This is a genomic window from Streptomyces sp. NPDC050264 (assembly GCF_040655895.1).
In the GTDB taxonomy this organism is placed as follows: Bacteria; Actinomycetota; Actinomycetes; order Streptomycetales; family Streptomycetaceae; genus Streptomyces.
Window position 1 is genome coordinate 121,736 of record NZ_JBFAKV010000017.1, and the last position, 20,152, is coordinate 141,887.

The window sequence follows — 20,152 nt, forward strand, 5'->3', positions numbered from 1 at the left end:
TCCGACCGCCGGGGGGACCGGAACCAGGGCCCCGTAGCATGTCGGGACTGACGAACGAAGGGGGCGCCGCACATGGCAGACGGCACCACACCGCAGGGGAGCGACCCCTGGGCCGCGCCGCAGGACGCGGCGGCACAGCAGCCGAACGGCCCGCAGGCGCGCGGCTTGCACGAGAGCCAGACGGTGACGGCGATGCCGGTGCAGCACGCGCCGAAGGCACCGCATGCCCCGCAGGCGCCTCAGCCTCCGCAGGCGCCGTACCCGCCGCAGGCCCCGCAGGCACAGGTGCCGCCCCAGGCACCGTACGGGGCACCGCCCGTGCAGCAGGGCGGACCCGTGCCGCCCCCGCCGGTCTCGCCCGCGGGCCCGGGCCTGCCGTCGTACGGCGCTTACCAGGGCGGGCCGGGGCCGGGGTACGCCTACCCGCCGCAGCAGCCCGCGCCGTACGGCATGCCTCCCCAGTACGGCTGGCCCGGCGGGATGCCGGCGCAGCCGAGCAATGGCATCGGGGTCACCGCGATGGTGACCGGCATCGTCTCCGCCGTGCTGTGCCTGATGTGGCCGCTCGCCATCATCCTGGGCATCCTCGGCATCGTCTTCGGCATCATCGGCCGGGGCAAGGCCAAGCGCGGCGAGGCGGCCAACCCCGGGCAGGCGCTGACCGGGATCATCTGCGGCTCGTTCGGCCTGGTCGTGGGCATCGGGTTCATCGTGCTGCTGGTCGTGGTCAACAGCTGATCGCGGCCGACAGCTGACCGAAGGACCGTGTGCCGGGCCCGGGGTAGTACCCCGGGCCCGGCCGCATGTCAGGCGTCGGCCCCGGCCGTGAGCCGCCGCCGCGCCTCCATGAGCGCGAACCCCAGCAGGTTCGGCCCGCGCCACGTGCGCGGGTCCTGCGCCGCCGGGTCGTCCGCCGCCAGGCCGATGCCCCAGATCCGGTCCACGGGGCTCGCCTCCACGAGCAGGCGCTCGCCCGTACCGAGCAGAAAGTCCCGAAGGCCCCGCTCCGCCGCGAACTTGTGGACGCTGCCCTCGACGACGATCCCGAACCGCTCCCGCCGCCAGACCGCGTCGTCGAAGCCGCGCACCAGCCGGCCGGCCTTCTTGGCCTGGGACGGATGCCCCGCCTCCCGTACCCGGCGCTCGGCGTCCGCGTCATCGAACAGGCGCGCCTTCGCCGCCATCATCCAGTGCTCCGCCGTCGCGTACTCCACGCCGTCCACGGTGAACGGCGACGGCCACCACTGGCTCAGGCAACTCGCGCCCAGCTCACCGTCCTTGCGCGGCGCGTGCCCCCAGAAGTGCAGATACTTCACCCGCGTCCCCGCAGCGAGGGCCGCCACCAGTGCTTCCCTGCTGTCGATCTCCATGCACGCGAGTCTGGCACGCACCACTGACACTCCGTCCTGGGTTTTTCAAGGCGACTCGACACCTGGTCGACAGATTCCGTCGCGTAACCAAAAGGCAACAACGGAATCACTTGTTGGAGTACCCACCCTCTGCCAGGATCGTCACTCAAATCGAGCTGGAGCCACGCCGGGGCCTGCGGGACGGGACACCGGCGGAGGAGAGCGAGAGCGAGCACTCATGCACAACCCCACCTCGGCCCACCCCATCCCGGCCGCGTCCGTCGCGGCCGCCGCGCAGGAACGCTTCGCCGACGGGGCGAACCTCGTCGCCGGACGCCTGGCCAAGGGCACCTCGGGCCGGACCCACGCCGTCGTCGACCCGGCCACCGGCGAGGACGCGTACACGTACGAACTGGCGGGCCCCGACGACGTGGACGCCGCCGTCGCCGCCGCCCGCGCGGCCTTCCCCGGCTGGTCGGGCGCGACACCGGGCGAGAGGTCCGACGCGATGCACCGGTTCGCGGGGGTGCTGGCCGAGCGGGCCGAGGAGCTCGCGCGCCTGGAGTCGCTGCAGTGCGGCAAGCCCATCCGGCTGAGCCGCGAGTTCGACGTCCCCGGGACCGTCGACAACACCGCGTTCTTCGCGGGCGCCGCCCGTCACCTGCAAGGCCAGTCCGCCGGGGAGTACAGCGGGGACCACACCTCCTACGTACGCCGCGAGGCGATCGGTGTCGTCGGCTCCATCGCCCCCTGGAACTACCCGCTGCAGATGGCCGCCTGGAAGGTGCTGCCGGCCATCGCCGCCGGGAACACCATCGTCCTCAAGCCCGCCGAGCTGACGCCGTTCACCTCGCTGCTCTTCGCGCAGGCCGCGACCGAGGCCGGGATCCCCGACGGCGTCGTCAACGTCGTCTCGGGGGCGGGCCTTGACGCGGGCGAGCACCTGGTCGGGCACCCGGACGTCGCCATGACCTCCTTCACCGGCTCCACCGGCGTCGGCAAGCGCGTCGCCGAGATCGCCACCGCCACGGTGAAGCGGCTGCACCTGGAGCTCGGCGGCAAGGCCCCGTTCGTCGTCTTCGACGACGCCGACCTGGAGGCCGCCGTGCACGGCGCCGTCGCGGGCGCCCTCATCAACACCGGGCAGGACTGCACCGCCGCCACGCGCGCGTACGTGCAACGGCCGCTCTACGACGCCTTCGTGTCCGGCGTCGCGGACCTGATGCGGACGGTCCGGCTCGGCGACCCGTTCGACCCCGGCACCGACCTCGGGCCGCTCATCTCGCACGCCCAGCGCGACCGCGTCGCGGCCTTCGTCGACCGGGCGCGCGGCTACGCGCGCGTGGTCACCGGCGGCGAGGCTCCGCAGGGCGAACTCGCCCGCGGCGCCTACTACGAGCCCACGCTCATCGCCGACGCCGCGCAGGACAGCGAGGTCGTGCAGTCCGAGATCTTCGGGCCCGTCCTGGTCGTGCTGCCCTTCGACAGCGACGAGGAGGGAATCCGGCTCGCCAACGACACCCCCTACGGGCTCGCCGCATCCGCCTGGTCCCGGGACGTGTTCCGCGCGAACCGCGCCACCCGCGAGATCAAGGCGGGCTGCGTCTGGATCAACGACCACATCCCGATCCTCAGCGAGATGCCGCACGGCGGGTACAAGGCGTCCGGCTTCGGCAAGGACATGTCCGCGTACTCCTTCGAGGAGTACACGCAGATCAAGCACGTCATGTTCGACAACACCGCGGTCGCCAGGAAGGACTGGCACCGCACGGTCTTCGGGGCCCGCCCGTAAGCGCCTCCTCGTAAGCGCCTTCTCGTAAGCGTCTTCTCGTGAACGACCTCCCGTAAGCGACTCCCGTAAGGGACTCCCGAAAGGGCACCACGCGCATGGAGCAGTACGAGCCCGACCGCCTGTCCCCAGCCCAAGCGGCCGCTGTACGGCGCAGTCTCAGCAACGTCAGGGCCAGGGCCGCGCTGTCCCGCCGTTCCCTGCTCCGCGTCTCGACGGGCGGCGCGCTCGCCGTCGGCGGGCTCGGGACGCTGAGCGCCTGCGGCATCCCGGCCGCGAGCAAGTCCGGGGGCGGCGTCTCGTCCGAGGACCACTCGGCCAAGGAGAAGGAGATCAACTTCTCCAACTGGACCGAGTACATCGACATGAGCGACGACGAGAAGCACCGGCCGAGCCTGGAGGCGTTCACCAAGCGCACCGGGATCCAGGTCAAGTACACCGAGGACATCAACGACAACGTCGAGTTCTTCGGCAAGATCAAGCCGCAGCTCGCGGCGGGCCAGGACACCGGCCGCGACATCATCGTGCTCACCGACTGGCTCGCCGCCCGTCTCATCCGCTACGGCTGGGTGCAGAAGCTCGACCCGGCCAACCTGCCGCACGCGTACACCAACCTGTCCGGCCAGTTCCGCGACCCCGACTGGGACCCGGGCCGCGCCTACTCCTACCCCTGGCAGGGCATCGCCACGGTCATCGCGTACAACACGAAGGCCACGGGCGGGAAGGAGATCACGTCGGTCTCGCAGCTCCTGGACGACCCGAAGCTGAAGGGCCGGGTCGGCCTGCTCTCCGAGATGCGCGACACCATCGGCATGACCCTGCTCGACCTCGGCAAGGACCCGCGCGACTTCGAGGCCGACGACTTCGACGCGGCGATCGCCCGGCTGCAGAAGGCCGTCGACAAGAACCAGGTCCGCCGCTTCACCGGCAACGACTACATAGCCGACCTCAGCAAGGGCGACCTGGCGGCCTGCCTCGCCTGGGCCGGTGACGTGGTGCAGCTCCAGGCGGACAACCCGGACGTCAAGTTCGCGATCCCGGACGCCGGTTACATCTCGTCGACCGACAACATGCTGGTCCCGAACAGGGCCCGTCACAAGACGAACGCCGAGAAGCTCATGGACTACTACTACGAGCCGGCCGTCGGCGCCGAACTCGCCGCCTGGATCAACTACGTCACCCCGCTCGACACCGGCGTCGTCAAACCGGAACTCGCAAAGATCGACAAGGACGTCGCGAACGACCCCCTGATCGTCCCCGACAAGGCGATGGCGGCCAGGGCGCACAGCTTCCGCTCGCTCACCGCGAAGGAAGAGACGGCGTTCGAGGAGAAGTTCGCCCAGCTCACCGGCGGCTGAGCCGGTTCCGTCCGCGCCCCCAACCGCCCCCGCCCCCAGACTCCTTGGACTCACACCATGACGACCGACCACGGCGGCGACGTCCGTCTCACCGGGATCAGCAAGACGTACGACAACGGATTCGCGGCCGTCCAGCCGCTGGACCTCACCGTCCCGCAGGGCTCGTTCTTCGCGCTGCTCGGCGCCTCCGGCTGCGGCAAGACGACCACGCTGCGCATGATCGCCGGCCTGGAGGAACCGACGACAGGAACGGTTCACCTCGGCGACCAGGACGTCACCGCGCTGCCGCCCTACAAGCGGCCGGTGAACACCGTCTTCCAGTCCTACGCGCTCTTCCCGCACCTCGACGTCTTCGAGAACGTCGCCTTCGGCCTGCGCCGCCGCGGCATCAAATCGGTGAAGAAGCAGGTCGAGGAGATGCTCGACCTGGTGCAGCTCGGTGAGCACACCCGCAAGAAGCCGCAGCAGCTCTCCGGCGGCCAGCAGCAGCGCGTCGCCGTGGCCCGCGCCCTCATCAACCACCCCAAGGTGCTCCTGCTCGACGAGCCGCTCGGCGCCCTCGACCTCAAGCTGCGCCGCCAGATGCAGCTGGAGCTCAAGCGCATCCAGACCGAGGTCGGCATCACCTTCATCCACGTCACGCACGACCAGGAGGAGGCCATGACGATGGCCGACACCGTCGCCGTGATGAACCGGGGCCGCGTCGAGCAACTCGGCGCCCCCACCGACCTGTACGAGAACCCGGGCTCCACCTTCGTCGCCAACTTCCTCGGCACCTCGAACTTCATCGAGGCCGAGATCGCCGGCCGCGCCGGAGACGATCTGACGCTGAAGGCGGGCGACGGCAAGCTCGTCCTGCCCACCGCGCGATGTTCCGCCGCCACCGCCCCGGGCGGCAAGGTACTGCTCGGCGTACGGCCCGAGAAGATATCGCTCACCCACGCCGACGACGCGGCCGCGATCCCCGACGGCCGCAACCGCATCACCGGCCGCATCGCCGACTCCAGCTTCATCGGCGTCTCCACGCAGTACGTCATCGACAGCCCGCTCTGCGACGAGTTCGAGGTCTACGCCCAGAACATCGAGCGCGACACCCGCCTGGTGCCCGGCGCCGAGGTCGTCCTGCACTGGAACCCGGCGCACACCTTCGGGCTCGACGCCGCGCAGGACGCCGAAGCGGGCGTGGAGAAGGTCTCGGAGGAGGCGGCCGCATGAGCACGATCACCGAGGCCCCGCCCGCGACCCGGACACCGCGCAAGGTCCGGCGGCGCGGCCGCCTCGTCCCGTACTGGCTGCTGCTCCCCGGCATCCTCTGGCTGGTCGTCTTCTTCGCCCTGCCGATGGTCTACCAGGCCTCGACCTCCGTACAGCAGGGGTCCCTCGAAGACGGCTTCAAGGTCACCTGGCACTTCGCGACCTACTGGGACGCGCTCGCCGACTACTACCCGCAGTTCCTGCGCTCCGTCCTGTACGCGGGCTGCGCCACGATCCTGTGCCTGCTCCTCGGCTACCCGCTGGCCTACCTCATCGCGTTCCGCGCGGGCCGCTGGCGCAACGTCGTGCTGATCCTGGTCATCGCGCCGTTCTTCACCAGCTTCCTCATCCGTACGCTCGCCTGGAAGACGATCCTCGCGGACGGCGGGCCGGTCGTCGGCGCCCTCAACACCCTGCATCTCCTCGACGTCACGACCTGGCTCGGGATGACCGAAGGGGACCGGGTGCTCGCCACCCCGCTCGCGGTGGTGTGCGGACTCACCTACAACTTCCTGCCGTTCATGATCCTGCCGCTGTACACGTCCCTTGAGCGCATCGACGGCCGCCTGCACGAAGCGGCGGGCGACCTCTACGCCTCACCCGCGACCACCTTCCGCAAGGTGACCTTCCCGCTGTCGATGCCCGGCGTCGTCTCCGGCACCCTGCTCACCTTCATCCCGGCGGCCGGCGACTACGTCAACGCGGACCTGCTCGGCTCCACCGACACCCGCATGGTCGGCAACGTCATCCAGACGCAGTTCCTTCGCATCCTCGACTACCCGACGGCAGCGGCCCTCTCCTTCATTCTCATGGCGGCCATTCTCGTCATGGTCACCGTCTACATTCGCCGTGCCGGAACGGAGGACCTCGTCTGATGCGCTGGCTGCGGAAGAACCTCGTGGTGATAGCGGGCCTCATCACGCTCGCCTACCTGCTCCTCCCGAACGTCGTCGTCACGGTGTTCTCCTTCAACAAGCCCAAAGGCCGCTTCAATTACGAGTGGCAGCAGTTCTCGCTCGACGCCTGGAAGAACCCGTGCGGCGTCGCCGACATGTGCGGCTCGCTCTCGCTGAGCCTGCAGATCGCGGTCTGGGCGACCATCGGCGCGACCATCCTCGGCACGATGATCGCCTTCGCGCTCGTGCGCTACCGGTTCCGGGCGCGGGGCGCGGTGAACTCGCTCATCTTCCTGCCCATGGCGATGCCCGAGGTCGTGATGGCCGCCTCGCTGCTCACGCTCTTCCTCAACATGGGCGCCCAGCTGGGCTTCTGGACGATCCTCATCGCCCACATCATGTTCTGCCTCAGCTTCGTGGTGACGGCCGTGAAGGCGCGCGTGATGTCGATGGACCCGAGGCTGGAGCAGGCCGCGCAGGACCTGTACGCGGGACCCGTCCAGACCTTCGTCCGCGTGACGCTGCCGATCGCGGCGCCCGGCATCGCGGCGGGCGCGCTGCTCGCCTTCGCGCTCTCCTTCGACGATTTCATCATCACGAATTTCAACGCGGGCTCCACCGTCACCTTCCCCATGTTCGTGTGGGGTTCGGCGCAGCGCGGTACGCCCGTGCAGATCAATGTCATCGGTACGGCCATGTTCCTCGTCGCCGTACTGTGCGTGCTGGCCGGAATGATGGTCGGCAAGCGAAAGAACAAATCGGTTTCCTGAGTCCTTTCAGTTTTGCGAGTGCTTTGAGGGAGTTGGAATCATGGCCGCTGGCGCCATGAACCGCACGGAACGCAATGATCGCTGGACCGCGTCGCTCTCCGACGCCAAGCCCGTCCCCTACTGGCTGGACGACCCCGGCAGGCCCGGGGCCCGGCCCGCCCTCACCGGCGACGAGCGCTGCGACCTGCTGGTCGTCGGCGGCGGCTACAGCGGCTTGTGGACGGCGCTGCTCGCCAAGGAGCGGGATCCGGGCCGTGACGTCGTCCTCGTCGAGGGCCGCGAGATCGGCTGGGCCGCCTCCGGACGCAACGGCGGATTCTGCGCCGCGTCCCTCACGCACGGCACGGCCAACGGGCTCGCCCGCTGGCCCGCGGAGATCAGGAAGCTGGAGGAGCTGGGCGCCGCCAACCTCGACGCGATCGAGGCGGCGGTCGCCCGCTACTCCATCGACTGCGACTTCGAGCGCACCGGCGAGCTGGACGTGGCGACGCAGCCGCACCAGCTGGCCGAACTGCGCGCATTCCACGCCGAGTTGAGCGAGGCCGGCCTGGCCGACGGGCTTGAGCTGCTGGACGCGGACCAGGTCCGCGAACAGGTCGCGTCCCCGACCTTCCTCGGCGCCCTGTACGACCGCGACGGCGTCGCCATGCTGCACCCGGCGAAGCTCGCGTGGGGTCTCAAACAGGCCTGTCTCGACCTCGGCGTACGCGTCTACGAGCACACGCCCGCCACCCGACTCGCCTCGAACGGCGCCGGGTTGGCGGTCCGCACCCCGTACGGCCGGATCTTCGCCCAGCACGCCGCGCTCGGCACGAACGTCTTCCCGTCGCTGGTCAAGCGGGTGCGTTCGTACACGGTCCCGGTCTACGACTACGCGCTGATGACCGAACCCCTGACCGCCGCCCAGCTGGAGTCCATCGGCTGGAAGAACCGCCAGGGACTCGGCGACTCGGCCAACCAGTTCCACTACTTCCGGCTGTCCGCGGACAACCGCGTCCTCTGGGGCGGCTACGACGCGATCTACCCGTACGGCGGCCGCGTACGCGAGGAGCACGACCACCGCCCCGAGACGTACGCGAAGCTCGCGGGCCACTTCTTCACCTGTTTCCCGCAGCTGGAGGGCGTGCGCTTCACCCACGCGTGGGGCGGCGCCATCGACACGTGCACCCGCTTCTCGGCGTTCTTCGGCACCGCGCACGGCGGCCGCGTCGCCTACGCCGCCGGGTACACCGGCCTCGGGGTCGGCGCGACCCGGTTCGGCGCGGACGTGATGCTCGACCTGCTGTCGGGCGAGCGCACGGAGCGTACGGAACTGGAGATGGTCCGCACGAAGCCGCTGCCGTTCCCGCCGGAACCGTTCGCGTACACCGGCATCGCGCTCACCAAGTGGTCACTGGCCCGCGCCGACGACAACGGCGGCCGCCGCAACCTGTGGCTGAAGGCGATGGACACCCTGGGCCTCGGGTTCGACAGCTGACACCGGTCCCCTCTATGCATCGCTGAGCGTTCCCTGATGGAAGTACAGCCGCCACCCGGCCTCGGGATGGCGGCGCCACAGGGAGCTGCGATTGACCCGGCGGCCCTGGTGGTCCGCGTGGTAGGTGAGGTGCACGACCCCGGGCGCGAGCAGCGTGCCCGCCATCTTCGTCACCTGTACCGGGTGTTCGGGGTGCACGGACACCGAACCCGTCGCCTCCAGGATCGACTCCCGGTCCCAGCGCCGCCCCGAGGTCCCGAACTCGAAGAACTCCGGGTCGAGCAGCGCGGTCACCAGCTCGTCGGAGGCGCGCACGGCCGGGTCGAGGAGCCGCAGCTCGCCGTCGACCGCCGCCTGGATCTGCTGCCGTTCGTCGTCGGTCGCCATACCGGGACGGTAGCGGTGTGACCCGGTTCACCACCAAGAAATATCGCGGAGTCGCGTAATGCCCGGGGCTCCGGGCCCTCTCGCTCGTGACCATCAGCGTCTGAGTGAAGAGGGAGGTCCCGCCATGACTGGCTCGGGGGCTAAGTCGGCGGTCGAATGGCTTGTGGCGGTGGCGCCGGATCCGGAGGCGTGCCGCTGGGAGTGGGAGCGCAATCCGCTCGGGGTGGCGCTGCTGCCCGCGGGTAAACAGTGGGACGTACTGATCCTGCCGGGGGAGTTGGGCTATCCCACGCTCGACGTCCTCACCCGCGTCATCGACCGCCCAGGACCGGTCCTCGCGGACTTCGGCGACGCCCGCATGGGTTTCTTCGTGCCGGCGGGCACGGCTGCCCGCTGGCTCGGCACGGGGGTGCGCAGTGCGGGCCGCGGCACCTGGATCGTGGTGCCCTACCCGGGCCGCTCCAACGGCGGCGTCCGCTGGCTGGTGCCACCGGACGGCTCCGGCACGCTCACCGATCCGGGCCTGCTGGAACTGGCGATGCACGAGGCGGCGGCCCAACTGGCCAGGGCCACCGGCGAGTAGGGGCAGCTCAGAGTCTTGACAACCGGATTGGTCTGGACCAAGTTGGGCGCACTTCACCGTGCCCGTTCTCCACCGTGCCTGTTCCCCCCGCTCCGTTCCTTCGCCCTGCCCGGAGGCACCCATGGACCGTCCCAGACCTCTCACCCGTATACGGCGCAGAGTGCTCACCGCGCTCACGGCCACCGCGCTCGCCGCGACCGGCCTCACCGCCCTGTCCGCCACGACGGCCGACGCGGCCGACGCCGACCTGGCGAGGAACGGCGGCTTCGAGTCGTCCCTCGACGGCTGGACCTGTACGGCGAACACCGGTGTGACCGTCAACTCGCCGACGCACACCGGCACGTCGTCCCTGCGCGCCACCCCGACCGCGGCCGACAACGCCCAGTGCGCGCAGACCGTGACCGTCAAACCGGACTCGGCCTACACCCTGTCCGGCTACGTCCGCGGCAGCTACGTCTACCTCGGCGCGAGCGGCACCGGCACCACCGACGTGTCGACGTGGACCGCGTCGGCCCCGGACTGGCAGCAGTTGACGACGACGTTCCGCACGGGCCCGGCCACCACCAAGGTCACGATCTACACCCACGGCTGGTACGGCACCCCGGCCTACAACGCGGACGACATCACCCTCCTCGGCCCCGGCACCGAGGCCCCCGTCCCGCCCACCGCCCCGACCGGCCTGGCGACCGGCACGGTCACGTCCACGAGCGTCGCCCTCTCCTGGAAGGCCGTGCCCGGCGCGACGAGTTACGCGCTCTACGCGAACGGCATCAAGTCCCGCACCCTGACCGGCACTTCGACGACGGTCACCGGCCTCACGCCCTCCACCGCGTACAGCTACCAGGTGACAGCGGTCAACGACGCGGGCGAATCCCCGAAGTCCGCGACGGTCACGGCGACGACCGCGAAGGGCTCCGACAGCGGAGGCGGCTCGGCCGACCTCCCGACGCACGCCCTGGTCGGCTACCTCCACGCGAGCTTCGCCAACGGCGCGGGCTACACCCGCCTCGCCGACGTCCCCGACAGCTGGGACGTCATCGACCTCGCCTTCGGTGAGCCCACGTCGACGACCTCCGGCGACATCCGCTTCGACCGCTGCCCGGCCACGGAGTGCCCCGGGGTCGAGTCGGACGCCGAGTTCAAGGCGGCCGTCAAGGCGAAGCAGGCGGCGGGCAAGAAGGTCCTGATCTCCATCGGCGGCCAGAACGGCCAGGTCCAGCTGACCACGACGGCGGCCCGCGACACCTTCGTCTCCTCGGTCTCGAAGATCATCGACGAGTACGGTCTCGACGGTCTGGACGTCGACTTCGAGGGCCACTCCCTGTCCCTGAACACGAACGACACGGACTTCAAGAATCCGACGACTCCGGTCATCGTGAACCTGATCTCGGCGCTCAAGACCCTCAAAGCCAAGTACGGCGCCAAGTTCGTCCTGTCCATGGCCCCGGAGACCTTCTTCGTCCAGAACGGCTACCAGTTCTACGGCACCGGCAAGTGGGGCGGCCAGGACCCGCGCTGCGGCGCCTACCTCCCGGTCATCCACGCGCTCCGCGACGACCTGACGCTCCTGCACGTCCAGGACTACAACTCGGGCCCGATCATGGGCCTCGACAACCAGTACCACTCCATGGGCGGCGCCGACTTCCACATCGCGATGACCGACATGCTGCTCACGGGCTTCCCGGTCGCCGGCGACGCGAACAACGTCTTCCCGCCGCTGCGCCCCGACCAGATAGCCATCGGCATGCCCGCCTCGACGAACGCGGGCAACGGATACGTCTCCCCGGCCGAGACGAACAAGGCGCTGAACTGCCTCACGAAGAAGACCGACTGCGGCTCGTACACCCCGCACGGCACCTGGCCGGGGCTGCGCGGACTGATGACGTGGTCGGTGAACTGGGACCGCTTCAACAACTGGGAGTTCCAGAAGAACTTCGACGCGTACTTCGGCTGATCGCATACGCGGCGCAGTACAGCAGCAGCGCCGCCAGGCACCAGCTCCCGATCACGTCCACCGGCCAGTGATACCCCTGCCGGACGAGCCCCAGGCCTACGGCCGCGTTCACCACGACGCAGCCGTAGGCCGCTGCACGTGCGCGGTGCGCCTCCCGCAGCAGCAGGACGCACAGCCCGTACGCGACCGCGGCCGTCGCCGTGTGGCCCGACGGGTAGAAGCCGGTCTCCGGGGCCATCGGCGGCGGGCCGGGGCGGGCGAGCCAGGACTGGAGCGGGGCGACGAGGGCCGGGACCAGGGCCATGGTGACGATCGCCGTGACGGCGGCGAGCCAGTGCCGGGTGCGCCAGGTGACGTAGGCGAGGGTGAGCGCCAGGACCGGCAGGGCCACCGTCATGTTGCCGAGGTCGGCGAAGAACTCGGCCGGGCCCGCCGGGATCGCGCTCGTGCGGATCGCGGTGCCGAGGCGCTCGTCGGGGCCGAGGAGCGGGCCGTCCACCGCCACCTGCCAGGTGAGAACGGTGAACAGGAGGAGCGCGAGTCCCGCGAGAAGGGTGGGAAAAATGGTCGGCCGGCCCGGAACAGGGGGGGTGGTTCCGAGCCGGCCGAACTGATCGGCGTGCCGCGCGCCCCGGGGGGTTTGGGGCGGGCGACCGTCCGATCGGTGAGGAGTTCCGGAGCCGGAAGCTCCGGGTGTGTGCGCGAGGGCACGACCAGGGCGGTGCTGGGGAGGCTCCGACCCGGTATCGCCCACAGTCCCCTGTGGGCGAGGTGTTTCTCTCATCTGCAGAAACCGTACGGCAGGGAACGGGCGGCGCGACAGCCGGTTGGCCAACCTGCCATCGTGCCCGCACACCTTCTTCACACGGCCCGACCGTCACCGCAGGTCACGGAATGGTTACCCGTTCAACCGCGCCGCTGGGCCGTCCGTGGTCACAGCGCGGCGAACGCGTTCTCGATGATGTCGAGGCCCTCGTTCAGCAGGTCCTGACCGATCACCAGCGGGGGCAGGAAGCGCAGCACGTTGCCGTAGGTGCCGCAGGTGAGGACGAGCAGACCCTCGGCGTGACAGGCCTTGGCGAGCGCCGCCGTCGCCTCCGGGTGCGGCTCCTTGGTGGCGGGGTCCTTCACCAGCTCGATGGCGATCATGCCGCCGCGGCCGCGCACGTCGCCGATGACGGAGAACTTCTCCGCCATGACCGACAGCCGGGCCTTCATCGTCCGCTCGATCTCCTTCGCGCGGGCGTTGAGGTCGAGCTCCTTCATCGTCTCGATGGCGCCGAGCGCACCGGCACAGGCCACCGGGTTGCCGCCGTAGGTGCCGCCGAGGCCGCCCGCGTGCGCGGCGTCCATGATCTCGGCGCGGCCCGTGACGGCGGCGAGCGGAAGGCCGCCCGCGATGCCCTTGGCGGTGGTGATCAGGTCCGGGACGATGCCCTCGTCCTCGCAGGCGAACCACTGGCCGGTGCGGCAGAAGCCGGACTGGATCTCGTCCGCGACGAAGACGATGCCGTTGTCGGCGGCGAACTGCCGCACCGCGGGCAGGAAGCCCTTGGCGGGCTCGATGAAGCCGCCCTCGCCGAGCACCGGCTCGATGATGATCGCGGCGACGTTGTCCGCGCCGACCTGCTTGGTGATCTGGTCGATCGCCTGGGCGGCGGCCTCGGGACCGGCGTTCTCCGCGCCGGTCGGCCAGCGGTAGCCGTACGCCACCGGCACCCGGTAGACCTCGGGGGCGAACGGGCCGAAGCCGTGCTTGTACGGCATGTTCTTCGAGGTCAGCGCCATCGTCAGGTTCGTACGGCCGTGGTAGCCGTGGTCGAAGACGACGACCGCCTGGCGCTTGGTGTGGGCACGGGCGATCTTGACCGCGTTCTCGACGGCCTCGGCGCCCGAGTTGAACAGGGCCGACTTCTTGGCGTGGTCGCCCGGCGTCAGCTCGGCCAGCGCCTCGGCGACGGCGACATAGCCCTCGTACGGCGTGACCATGAAACAGGTGTGGGTGAAGTCCTGGAGCTGGGCCGAGGCCCGGCGCACGACCGCCTCGGCGCTGGCGCCGACCGAGGTGACCGCGATGCCGGAGCCGAAGTCGATCAGGCGGTTGCCGTCGACGTCCTCGATGATGCCGCGGTCCACCCGGGCGGTGAACACGGGCAGCGTGGAACCCACGCCGGCCGCGACGGCCGCAAGGCGGCGGGCCTGCAGCTCCTGCGACTTCGGGCCGGGGATGGCGGTGACGACGCGGCGCTCCTGCGGGATGTCGCTCATGCGGGGCTCCAGTTCTGTTCCGGTCCCGGTTTCGCCGGGTTGGGCGGGGGTGTTCTCGCAGGTTAGGTGCGACGTCCGGGGCCGGTCATGCTCCATCGGGGTGAGGTCGCGCGGGCGTGTTGTCCGTGATGGACACATGCGGGTGACGCCCCGTACGGAGCGGCGAGGCGCGTAAGCGGTGAACTCCCTTGGCACGGGCACTAGATTGAGGCCGGATTCACGTGCTGAGTACGGACGGACCGGCAGGTCAGGGGGAACGCCATGAGCAGCGAGGGCAAGCAGGGCACCAACGGCTCCGCCGGGGAACGCGGTCTTTCCTCCGGCGGGGCGGTGCCGCCGCCGCGCCCCGCCCACGCACCGGGTGAGCAGAGCGTCTCCGCGGGGACCACCTTCCTGACCTGGCTGCGCACACCACGGCCCGCCGCCGCGCCGGGCGTATGGCGCTTCGGGCACCGGCCGCGGGCGGCTGAGGAGCCCGAGCGCACCCCGACGCGGCAGCTGCTCAGCGGCGCGCTCATCGCGTTCCTGGTGGGCTGGCTCGTGTGGTCGCTGCTGTGGAACGGGTATCTGGGCGGCTGGTGGCTGCTGCCGCTGTACGCGATGATCCCGGACTCCTGGGCGTCCCCGCACTCGTTCGCCTCGGTCGTCGTCGTCTACCTCTACTACGCGGTGTTCGGGGTCGGGATCGCGGTCGGGGTCGGCCGGCTCGGCCGCTGGGGCGAGGTCTGGCGCCGCTTCGGCTACCCCGCCTGGCACGCGGCCGCGCCCGTCCAGCCCGAGCGCCCGCCCACCCCGGAGAAGGACCCCGTCCACTGGCCCCAGCTGCGCGAGGCCGGGGCCGTCGACGCCGCCGAGCGGCTCGCGGCCGACGCCCGCGCCGGGCTGATGCGCGACGTCGACCACGCCCGGATCACCCGCGCCTGGCAGGGCGTCAAGCGCGGCCGGCACCCCCTCGCCTCGTTCTCCGCCGCCGTCGTCAGGGACGGCGCGGCCGCCTGCCCGCACCCCTCGGGGACCCGCGACCTGCCCGCGCGCGCCGCCCGCCACGACCTCGCGACCGCCCAGGTCAGGATCGGCACGGCCGCCGACGACACCCGCAACCCGTACGCGTACCGGGGCGCGGGCCTCGCCCTCGGCCCCGATCTGCTCGGCACGTCGCTGCTCGCCGTCGGGCCGCCCGGCGCGGGCAAGACCGGCAGCGTCGTGTGGCCGCTGGCGGAGTCGCTGTGCCTGGGCGCGCTCGCCGGGCGGGCCGCCGTGGTCGTCGTCGGGGCGGCCGGCGCGGGGCTCGGCTCGCCGGACACGTACGACGTCGTCGTCCAAGTGGGGCAGCCCGACTCCGTCTACGACCTCGACCTGTACGGGGGCAGCACGGACCCGGACGAGGCCGCCGCCATGCTCGCCGAGGGGCTCGTCGGAGACCTCGCCGACCCGCACCCGGGCGGTGACAGCCGCCGGGCCACCACCGTCCTCGCCCAGCTCCTCGGCCCCTACTACACCGTCCACCGGCGCTTCCCCTCCGTGCCCGAGCTGCGTCAGCTGCTCGACGGGGTGCCCACGGCCCTCGCCGAGCTGCGCAAGGCGCTCACCGAGGCCGGGCACGGCGCGATGCTGCGCGAACTCGACGCCCGCGAACGCCAGTTGGGGCACCCGGGCGACGTCGGCGCGGTGCTCGCCGACCGGATCGCGCTGCTCGACCGGCCCGCGTTCGCGGCGTTCTTCGACACCTCGGGCGCCACCCGGCCCTTCTCGCTGCGCACCCTCGACCATCCCGTCCGGGTCCGGATCGACCTGCCCGAGCGCGGGCACGCGGACGCCTCGCGGATCCTGGCGCGGCTCCTGCTCGCACAGTTCATGACGAGCGTGGCCGTGCGCGAGGACCGCTCGCTCTTCGCGTGCCTGGTGTTCGACGATGCCACCGGGGTCGTCACGCCCCAGGCCGTCCGCGGCATCCAGCGGCTGCGCTCGGCCAACGCCGGCGCCGTGCTGACGCTGCGCACCCTCGACGACGCGCCGCGCCCGCTGCGCGGCCCGCTGCTCGGCTCCGTCGGCTGCCGGATGGCGCTCTCCGGGCTCACCCCGTGGGACGGGCAGGACTTCGCCGAGGTGTGGGGCAAGGAGTGGACCGAGGCCCGCGACGTCACCGACCGGCAGATCATCGCCGAGACCCCGGCGGGCAAGGCGCTGCACGCCGTGCGCCGGGTGATCACCGGGCGCGCCCCGACCGCCCGCGCCGTCACCGTCCGCCAGGTCGAACGCGAACGCTGGTCCGCCTCCGACCTCGCCCACGCCGTCCCGCCGGGCCACGCCGTGCTCTCGCTCACCACCGTGCGCGGGGAGCACGCGCCGCCGCTGCTCGTGGAGCTGCGCACCTGAAGGTGAGCTGAGAATCGCCCGGGGCGGCGTGCGGAGTACGTACGGTGAGGCACAATCGGCACTGGTCGTTCATACGGACCGGCCAAAAGCTTCACACTTGCGGTACACCCCCCACGTACCTCCGGCTCACCTGAAGGCCCCATGCCGCCCACGCTCGCCTCGCTCGTCCACCACTCGGCGCTCAAACTCACCGTGCGCGCGGGCGAGGACCGCCTGGACACCCCGGTCCGCTGGGCCCACGTGAGCGAACTCGCCGACCCCGTCCCCTACATGGAGGGCGGCGAACTGCTGCTGATCACCGCCCTGAAGCTGGACGCCGAGGACCCCGGCGAGATGCGGCGGTACGTGAAGCGGCTGGCCGGCGCGGGCGTGGTCGGGCTCGGCTTCGCGGTCGGCGTCAACTACGACGACGTACCGGAAGCACTCGTCAAGGCGGCGAAGGACGAGGGTCTCCCGCTGCTCGCGGTGCCGCCGCGCACGCCCTTCATCGCCATCAGCAAAGCGGTCTCCGCGGCCATCGCCGCCGACCAGTACCGGGCCGTCACCTCCGGGTTCGCCGCGCAGCGCGAGCTGACCAAACAGGCCCTGAGCGAAGGGCCCGAGGGGCTGCTCGCGGTGCTCGCCGCGCAGGTCGACGGATGGGCCGCGCTGTACGACGCGTCGGGCGCCGTCGTCGCCACCGCCCCCGAGTGGGCGGGCCGCAGGGCCGCCCGGCTGACCGCCGACGTCGAGCGGCTGCGGGAGCGCCCCGCGCCCGCCAGCGCCGTCGTGGCGGGCGGCGCCGACGACCGCGTCGAACTGCACTCCATCGGCACCGGGCGCCGGGCGCGCGCCGCCCTCGCCGTGGGCACCGCGGCCGCCCTCGGCACCGCCGAGCGGTACGCGCTGCACTCCGCGATCGCCCTGCTCACGCTGACGACCGAGCGATCCCGCGCGCTGTACGCCGCCGAGCAGCGGATCGGCGCGGCCGTCCTGCGGATGCTGCTCGCGGGCGAGCCCGACCACGCACGGGCCGTCGCCGGTGATCTGTACGGGGCGCTCCTGGACGCGCCGTTCCGGATGGTGGCCGCGGAGGCCGGGGCACCGCCGCCGTCGGGTGTCGCCGCCGCGGCCGGGCTCTCGGCGATGACGTCGGCCGGAACCTCTTCCGGAGCCGGGACGGCGTTGCTGCTCGCGGAGGCGGTCACCGGGGCGGGCGGCGCGTCCGGCGATCCGCTGGCCGTCCTCGCCGACGTTGTCGAGTCTGCGGCCGCGCGCGCGGGCGAGGCCGTCCTGGTCGTCCCGCACGGCGAGCGGACCGTGCTGCTCGTGGTCGACGGGGGAGCCGCGGCGGAGGCGTGCGGGCAGTACGCCGAGGTGCTGGAGGCGACCCGGGCGGACGGCTCGGCCGAGGACGAACTGGTCATCGGGTTCTCCGCGCCGTCCGGGCCGATCGCCGCCGCGACTGCCTTCAAGCAGGCCGAGCAGGCGCTGTCCGTTGCACGCCGGCGCGGCCGGGTCCTCGTCGAGCACGAGGACGTCGTGGCCGGTTCGGTGCTGCCGCTGCTCGGCAACGACGCGGTGCGGGCGTTCGCGGACGGGTTGCTCCGGGCGCTGCGGGACCACGACGCGACGGGCCGCGGTGACCTGGTCGCCTCGCTGCGGGCGTGGTTGTCGCGGCACGGTCAGTGGGACGCGGCCGCGGCGGATCTGGGAGTGCACCGGCATACGTTGCGGTACCGGATGCGCAGGGTCGAGGAGATCCTGGGCCGGTCCCTGGACGACCCGGATGTCCGGATGGAGCTGTGGCTGGCGCTGAAGGCGACCGGGTCGTAGGCGCCTGGTCGCCGTTGCCGGTGTTGGTTCGTCGGCGGCCGCGGGCCGGTGGGGGCCGGTGGCGCAGTTCCCCGCGCCCCTGGGGCATGCGGCTTCGCCGCAGCCCATGAGGGCGCGTTGCGTCGCGCGGAGCCCCTGAGCGAGAAGTCCCCACCGGCCCGCAGCGGCCGACGCACAGCAATCACCGACGACGCCTGGGCCAATCCGGCGAACGGCGACCCCCACAGCACTCCACCCCGGCCAAATCGCCACCCGCCCGGCCCCGCTTAACGTGAACCCCGGAACAAGTCCACGTACACGGAAAGGCCGGTAGAGACTCATGACCGCCACCCACGCCTTCTGGCTCGCCGGCCGCCGGGCCACCGGGGACGCCACCTTCGACGTCACCAACTCCTACGACGGCCGTCTCGTCGGCACCGTCAGCGTGCCGACCGAGGCCCAGGTCGAGGAGGCCGTCGCCGCCGCGCACGCGGTGCGCGAGGAGTTCGCCGCGACCCCGGCGCACGTCCGCGCCAAGGCCCTGAACCACGTCGCGGACCGGCTCACCGAGCGGACCGAGGAGATCGCCCGGCTGATCTCCGCGGAGAACGGCAAGCCGATCAAGTGGGCCCGCGGCGAGGTCGGCCGGGCCGTGTCCGTGTTCCGGTTCGCCGCCGAGGAGGCCCGCCGCTGGAACAGCGGTGACGCCCAGCGCCTCGACACCGACCAGGGCGGCACCGGCCGCCTCGCCCTGACCCGCCGCATCCCCAAGGGTGTCGTCCTCGGCATCGCGCCGTTCAACTTCCCGCTGAACCTGAGCGCCCACAAGGTCGCCCCGGCCATCGCGGTCGGCGCCCCGATCATCCTCAAGCCGGCCCCGGCGACCCCGCTCTCCTCCCTCGTGCTCGGCGAGCTGCTCGCGGAGACGGAGCTGCCCGCAGGGTCCTGGTCGGTCCTCACCGTCCCGAACGAGGCGATGCCCGCCCTCGTCCAGGACGAGCGGCTGCCCGTCATCTCCTTCACGGGTTCCGGACCGGTCGGCTACGCGATCATGGACAGCGTGCCCCGCAAGCACTGCACGCTGGAGCTCGGCGGCAACGGCGCGGCCGTCGTCCTCGCCGACTACGACTCCGAGGCGGACCTGGACTGGGCGGCGGGCCGCATCGCCACCTTCTCCAACTACCAGGGTGGCCAGTCCTGCATCTCGGTGCAGCGGGTCATCGCCGACGCCGCCGTCTACGACCGGCTGCTCCCGAAGATCGTCGCCGCGGTCGAGGCGCAGGTCACCGGCGACCCGGCCGACGACGCCACCGACGTGGGCCCGCTGGTGAGCGAGGACGCCGCCAAGCGCGTGGAGGCATGGGTGACCGAGGCCGTGGACGCCGGCGCCTCCCTGCTCGCGGGCGGGAAGCGCGACGGCGCGACGTACGCGCCGACCGTCCTGGCCGACGTACCGGCCGATGTGACGATCTCCCGCGAGGAGGTCTTCGGGCCGGTCCTCACGGTCAAGAAGGTGGACGGCGAGGCCGCCGCCTTCGAGGAGGTCAACTCCTCCAAGTACGGCCTCCAGGCAGGGGTGTTCACGCACGACCTGCAGACCGCGTTCCGCGCCCACCGCGCCCTGGAGGTCGGCGGTGTCGTCGTCGGCGACGCGCCCTCCTACCGCGCCGACCAGATGCCGTACGGCGGCGCCAAGCAGTCCGGCGTCGGCCGCGAGGGCGTGCGGTACGCGATGGACGACTACACGTACGAGCGCGTCCTCGTCCTCACCGGTCTCGCCCTGTAGGCAGCCGGGTCACGACCCCGGCACACGGCCGGAGCCCACTGTGCGGGGGCTCCGGCCGTCGCTCCGTGACGGCGGGGTGCGCAAGGCGGCGTGCGCAAAGGCTGGCCGACA

Annotated in this window: 16 protein-coding genes; 12 read left to right on the top strand and 4 right to left on the bottom strand. The window is 71.6% G+C overall.

Going from position 1 to position 20,152, the window contains the following annotated elements:
* The first annotated feature begins 72 nt into the window (after positions 1 to 72).
* Positions 73 to 738: a DUF4190 domain-containing protein gene (locus tag AB0J02_RS27830; RefSeq protein WP_363196507.1), complete on the top strand. Its 666-nt coding sequence runs from the start codon at positions 73 to 75 to the stop codon at positions 736 to 738.
* 68 nt (positions 739 to 806) lie between these two features.
* On the opposite strand, the gene AB0J02_RS27835 is transcribed toward AB0J02_RS27830, so the two are convergent.
* Positions 807 to 1,370, bottom strand: coding sequence for an NADAR family protein (locus tag AB0J02_RS27835; RefSeq protein WP_363196508.1), 564 nt, complete (start codon positions 1,368 to 1,370; stop codon positions 807 to 809).
* A 217-nt stretch (positions 1,371 to 1,587) separates the two neighbouring features.
* Here AB0J02_RS27835 and AB0J02_RS27840 point away from each other — a divergent pair, with 217 nt between their 5' ends.
* The 6 genes from AB0J02_RS27840 (at position 1,588) to AB0J02_RS27865 (ending at position 8,893) form a co-directional block, all read left to right on the top strand.
* Positions 1,588 to 3,141, top strand: coding sequence for a gamma-aminobutyraldehyde dehydrogenase (locus AB0J02_RS27840; RefSeq protein WP_363196509.1), 1,554 nt, complete (start codon positions 1,588 to 1,590; stop codon positions 3,139 to 3,141).
* Between the two features lie 95 nt (positions 3,142 to 3,236).
* Complete coding sequence (locus AB0J02_RS27845; protein ID WP_363196510.1) at positions 3,237 to 4,496, top strand: spermidine/putrescine ABC transporter substrate-binding protein; 1,260 nt, start codon at positions 3,237 to 3,239, stop codon at positions 4,494 to 4,496.
* Between the two features lie 57 nt (positions 4,497 to 4,553).
* Positions 4,554 to 5,711: an ABC transporter ATP-binding protein gene (locus AB0J02_RS27850; RefSeq protein ID WP_363196511.1), complete on the top strand. Its 1,158-nt coding sequence runs from the start codon at positions 4,554 to 4,556 to the stop codon at positions 5,709 to 5,711.
* Positions 5,708 to 6,625, top strand: coding sequence for an ABC transporter permease (locus AB0J02_RS27855; protein ID WP_363196512.1), 918 nt, complete (start codon positions 5,708 to 5,710; stop codon positions 6,623 to 6,625). Before AB0J02_RS27850 ends, AB0J02_RS27855 begins: the two co-directional genes overlap by 4 nt.
* Positions 6,625 to 7,416 carry an ABC transporter permease gene (locus tag AB0J02_RS27860; RefSeq protein WP_363196513.1) on the top strand — a complete coding sequence of 264 codons (792 nt, stop codon included), beginning with the start codon at positions 6,625 to 6,627 and terminating at the stop codon, positions 7,414 to 7,416. The genes AB0J02_RS27855 and AB0J02_RS27860 overlap by 1 nt, the downstream gene beginning before the upstream one ends.
* A 40-nt stretch (positions 7,417 to 7,456) precedes the next feature.
* Positions 7,457 to 8,893 (top strand): FAD-binding oxidoreductase, encoded by a 1,437-nt coding sequence (locus AB0J02_RS27865; RefSeq protein WP_363196514.1) that lies wholly within the window; start codon positions 7,457 to 7,459, stop codon positions 8,891 to 8,893.
* 12 nt (positions 8,894 to 8,905) lie between these two features.
* Here AB0J02_RS27865 and AB0J02_RS27870 read toward each other — a convergent pair whose 3' ends face one another.
* Positions 8,906 to 9,280, bottom strand: coding sequence for a DUF4440 domain-containing protein (locus AB0J02_RS27870; RefSeq protein ID WP_363196515.1), 375 nt, complete (start codon positions 9,278 to 9,280; stop codon positions 8,906 to 8,908).
* 124 nt (positions 9,281 to 9,404) lie between these two features.
* On the opposite strand from AB0J02_RS27870, the gene AB0J02_RS27875 reads away from it, so the two are divergent.
* Positions 9,405 to 9,863: a hypothetical protein gene (locus AB0J02_RS27875; RefSeq protein ID WP_363196516.1), complete on the top strand. Its 459-nt coding sequence runs from the start codon at positions 9,405 to 9,407 to the stop codon at positions 9,861 to 9,863.
* A 121-nt stretch (positions 9,864 to 9,984) separates the two neighbouring features.
* Complete coding sequence (locus AB0J02_RS27880; protein ID WP_363196517.1) at positions 9,985 to 11,817, top strand: glycoside hydrolase family 18 protein; 1,833 nt, start codon at positions 9,985 to 9,987, stop codon at positions 11,815 to 11,817.
* Here AB0J02_RS27880 and AB0J02_RS27885 read toward each other — a convergent pair.
* Both AB0J02_RS27885 and gabT read right to left on the bottom strand, forming a co-directional pair.
* Positions 11,771 to 12,316: a phosphatase PAP2 family protein gene (locus tag AB0J02_RS27885; RefSeq protein ID WP_363196518.1), complete on the bottom strand. Its 546-nt coding sequence runs from the start codon at positions 12,314 to 12,316 to the stop codon at positions 11,771 to 11,773. The two genes, AB0J02_RS27880 and AB0J02_RS27885, sit on opposite strands and share 47 nt — an antisense overlap.
* Positions 12,317 to 12,750: 434 nt before the next feature.
* Positions 12,751 to 14,085 (bottom strand): 4-aminobutyrate--2-oxoglutarate transaminase, encoded by a 1,335-nt coding sequence (gabT, locus tag AB0J02_RS27890; protein WP_363196519.1) that lies wholly within the window; start codon positions 14,083 to 14,085, stop codon positions 12,751 to 12,753.
* A gap of 261 nt (positions 14,086 to 14,346) precedes the next feature.
* On the opposite strand from gabT, the gene AB0J02_RS27895 reads away from it, so the two are divergent.
* The 3 genes from AB0J02_RS27895 to AB0J02_RS27905 all read left to right on the top strand — a co-directional run bounded on the left by AB0J02_RS27895 (position 14,347) and on the right by AB0J02_RS27905 (position 20,041).
* Complete coding sequence (locus AB0J02_RS27895; RefSeq protein ID WP_363196520.1) at positions 14,347 to 16,461, top strand: ATP-binding protein; 2,115 nt, start codon at positions 14,347 to 14,349, stop codon at positions 16,459 to 16,461.
* 141 nt (positions 16,462 to 16,602) lie between these two features.
* The gene (locus AB0J02_RS27900) at positions 16,603 to 18,276 is read left to right on the top strand and encodes a PucR family transcriptional regulator (protein WP_363196521.1); all 1,674 of its coding nucleotides are present in this window, start codon (positions 16,603 to 16,605) and stop codon (positions 18,274 to 18,276) included.
* Positions 18,277 to 18,595: 319 nt separating this feature from the next.
* Positions 18,596 to 20,041: an aldehyde dehydrogenase family protein gene (locus AB0J02_RS27905; RefSeq protein ID WP_363196522.1), complete on the top strand. Its 1,446-nt coding sequence runs from the start codon at positions 18,596 to 18,598 to the stop codon at positions 20,039 to 20,041.
* Positions 20,042 to 20,152 lie beyond the last annotated feature (111 nt).

Excerpts from the sequence above, each read along its gene's own strand:
- AB0J02_RS27830 (WP_363196507.1), top strand. The coding sequence starts at position 73 with ATGGCAGACGGCACCACACCGCAGGGGAGCGACCCCTGGGCCGCGCCG.
- AB0J02_RS27835 (WP_363196508.1), bottom strand. The coding sequence starts at position 1,370 with ATGGAGATCGACAGCAGGGAAGCACTGGTGGCGGCCCTCGCTGCGGGG.
- AB0J02_RS27840 (WP_363196509.1), top strand. The coding sequence starts at position 1,588 with ATGCACAACCCCACCTCGGCCCACCCCATCCCGGCCGCGTCCGTCGCG.
- AB0J02_RS27845 (WP_363196510.1), top strand. The coding sequence starts at position 3,237 with ATGGAGCAGTACGAGCCCGACCGCCTGTCCCCAGCCCAAGCGGCCGCT.
- AB0J02_RS27850 (WP_363196511.1), top strand. The coding sequence starts at position 4,554 with ATGACGACCGACCACGGCGGCGACGTCCGTCTCACCGGGATCAGCAAG.
- AB0J02_RS27855 (WP_363196512.1), top strand. The coding sequence starts at position 5,708 with ATGAGCACGATCACCGAGGCCCCGCCCGCGACCCGGACACCGCGCAAG.
- AB0J02_RS27860 (WP_363196513.1), top strand. The coding sequence starts at position 6,625 with ATGCGCTGGCTGCGGAAGAACCTCGTGGTGATAGCGGGCCTCATCACG.
- AB0J02_RS27865 (WP_363196514.1), top strand. The coding sequence starts at position 7,457 with ATGGCCGCTGGCGCCATGAACCGCACGGAACGCAATGATCGCTGGACC.
- AB0J02_RS27870 (WP_363196515.1), bottom strand. The coding sequence starts at position 9,280 with ATGGCGACCGACGACGAACGGCAGCAGATCCAGGCGGCGGTCGACGGC.
- AB0J02_RS27875 (WP_363196516.1), top strand. The coding sequence starts at position 9,405 with ATGACTGGCTCGGGGGCTAAGTCGGCGGTCGAATGGCTTGTGGCGGTG.
- AB0J02_RS27880 (WP_363196517.1), top strand. The coding sequence starts at position 9,985 with ATGGACCGTCCCAGACCTCTCACCCGTATACGGCGCAGAGTGCTCACC.
- gabT (WP_363196519.1), bottom strand. The coding sequence starts at position 14,085 with ATGAGCGACATCCCGCAGGAGCGCCGCGTCGTCACCGCCATCCCCGGC.
- AB0J02_RS27895 (WP_363196520.1), top strand. The coding sequence starts at position 14,347 with ATGAGCAGCGAGGGCAAGCAGGGCACCAACGGCTCCGCCGGGGAACGC.
- AB0J02_RS27900 (WP_363196521.1), top strand. The coding sequence starts at position 16,603 with ATGCCGCCCACGCTCGCCTCGCTCGTCCACCACTCGGCGCTCAAACTC.
- AB0J02_RS27905 (WP_363196522.1), top strand. The coding sequence starts at position 18,596 with ATGACCGCCACCCACGCCTTCTGGCTCGCCGGCCGCCGGGCCACCGGG.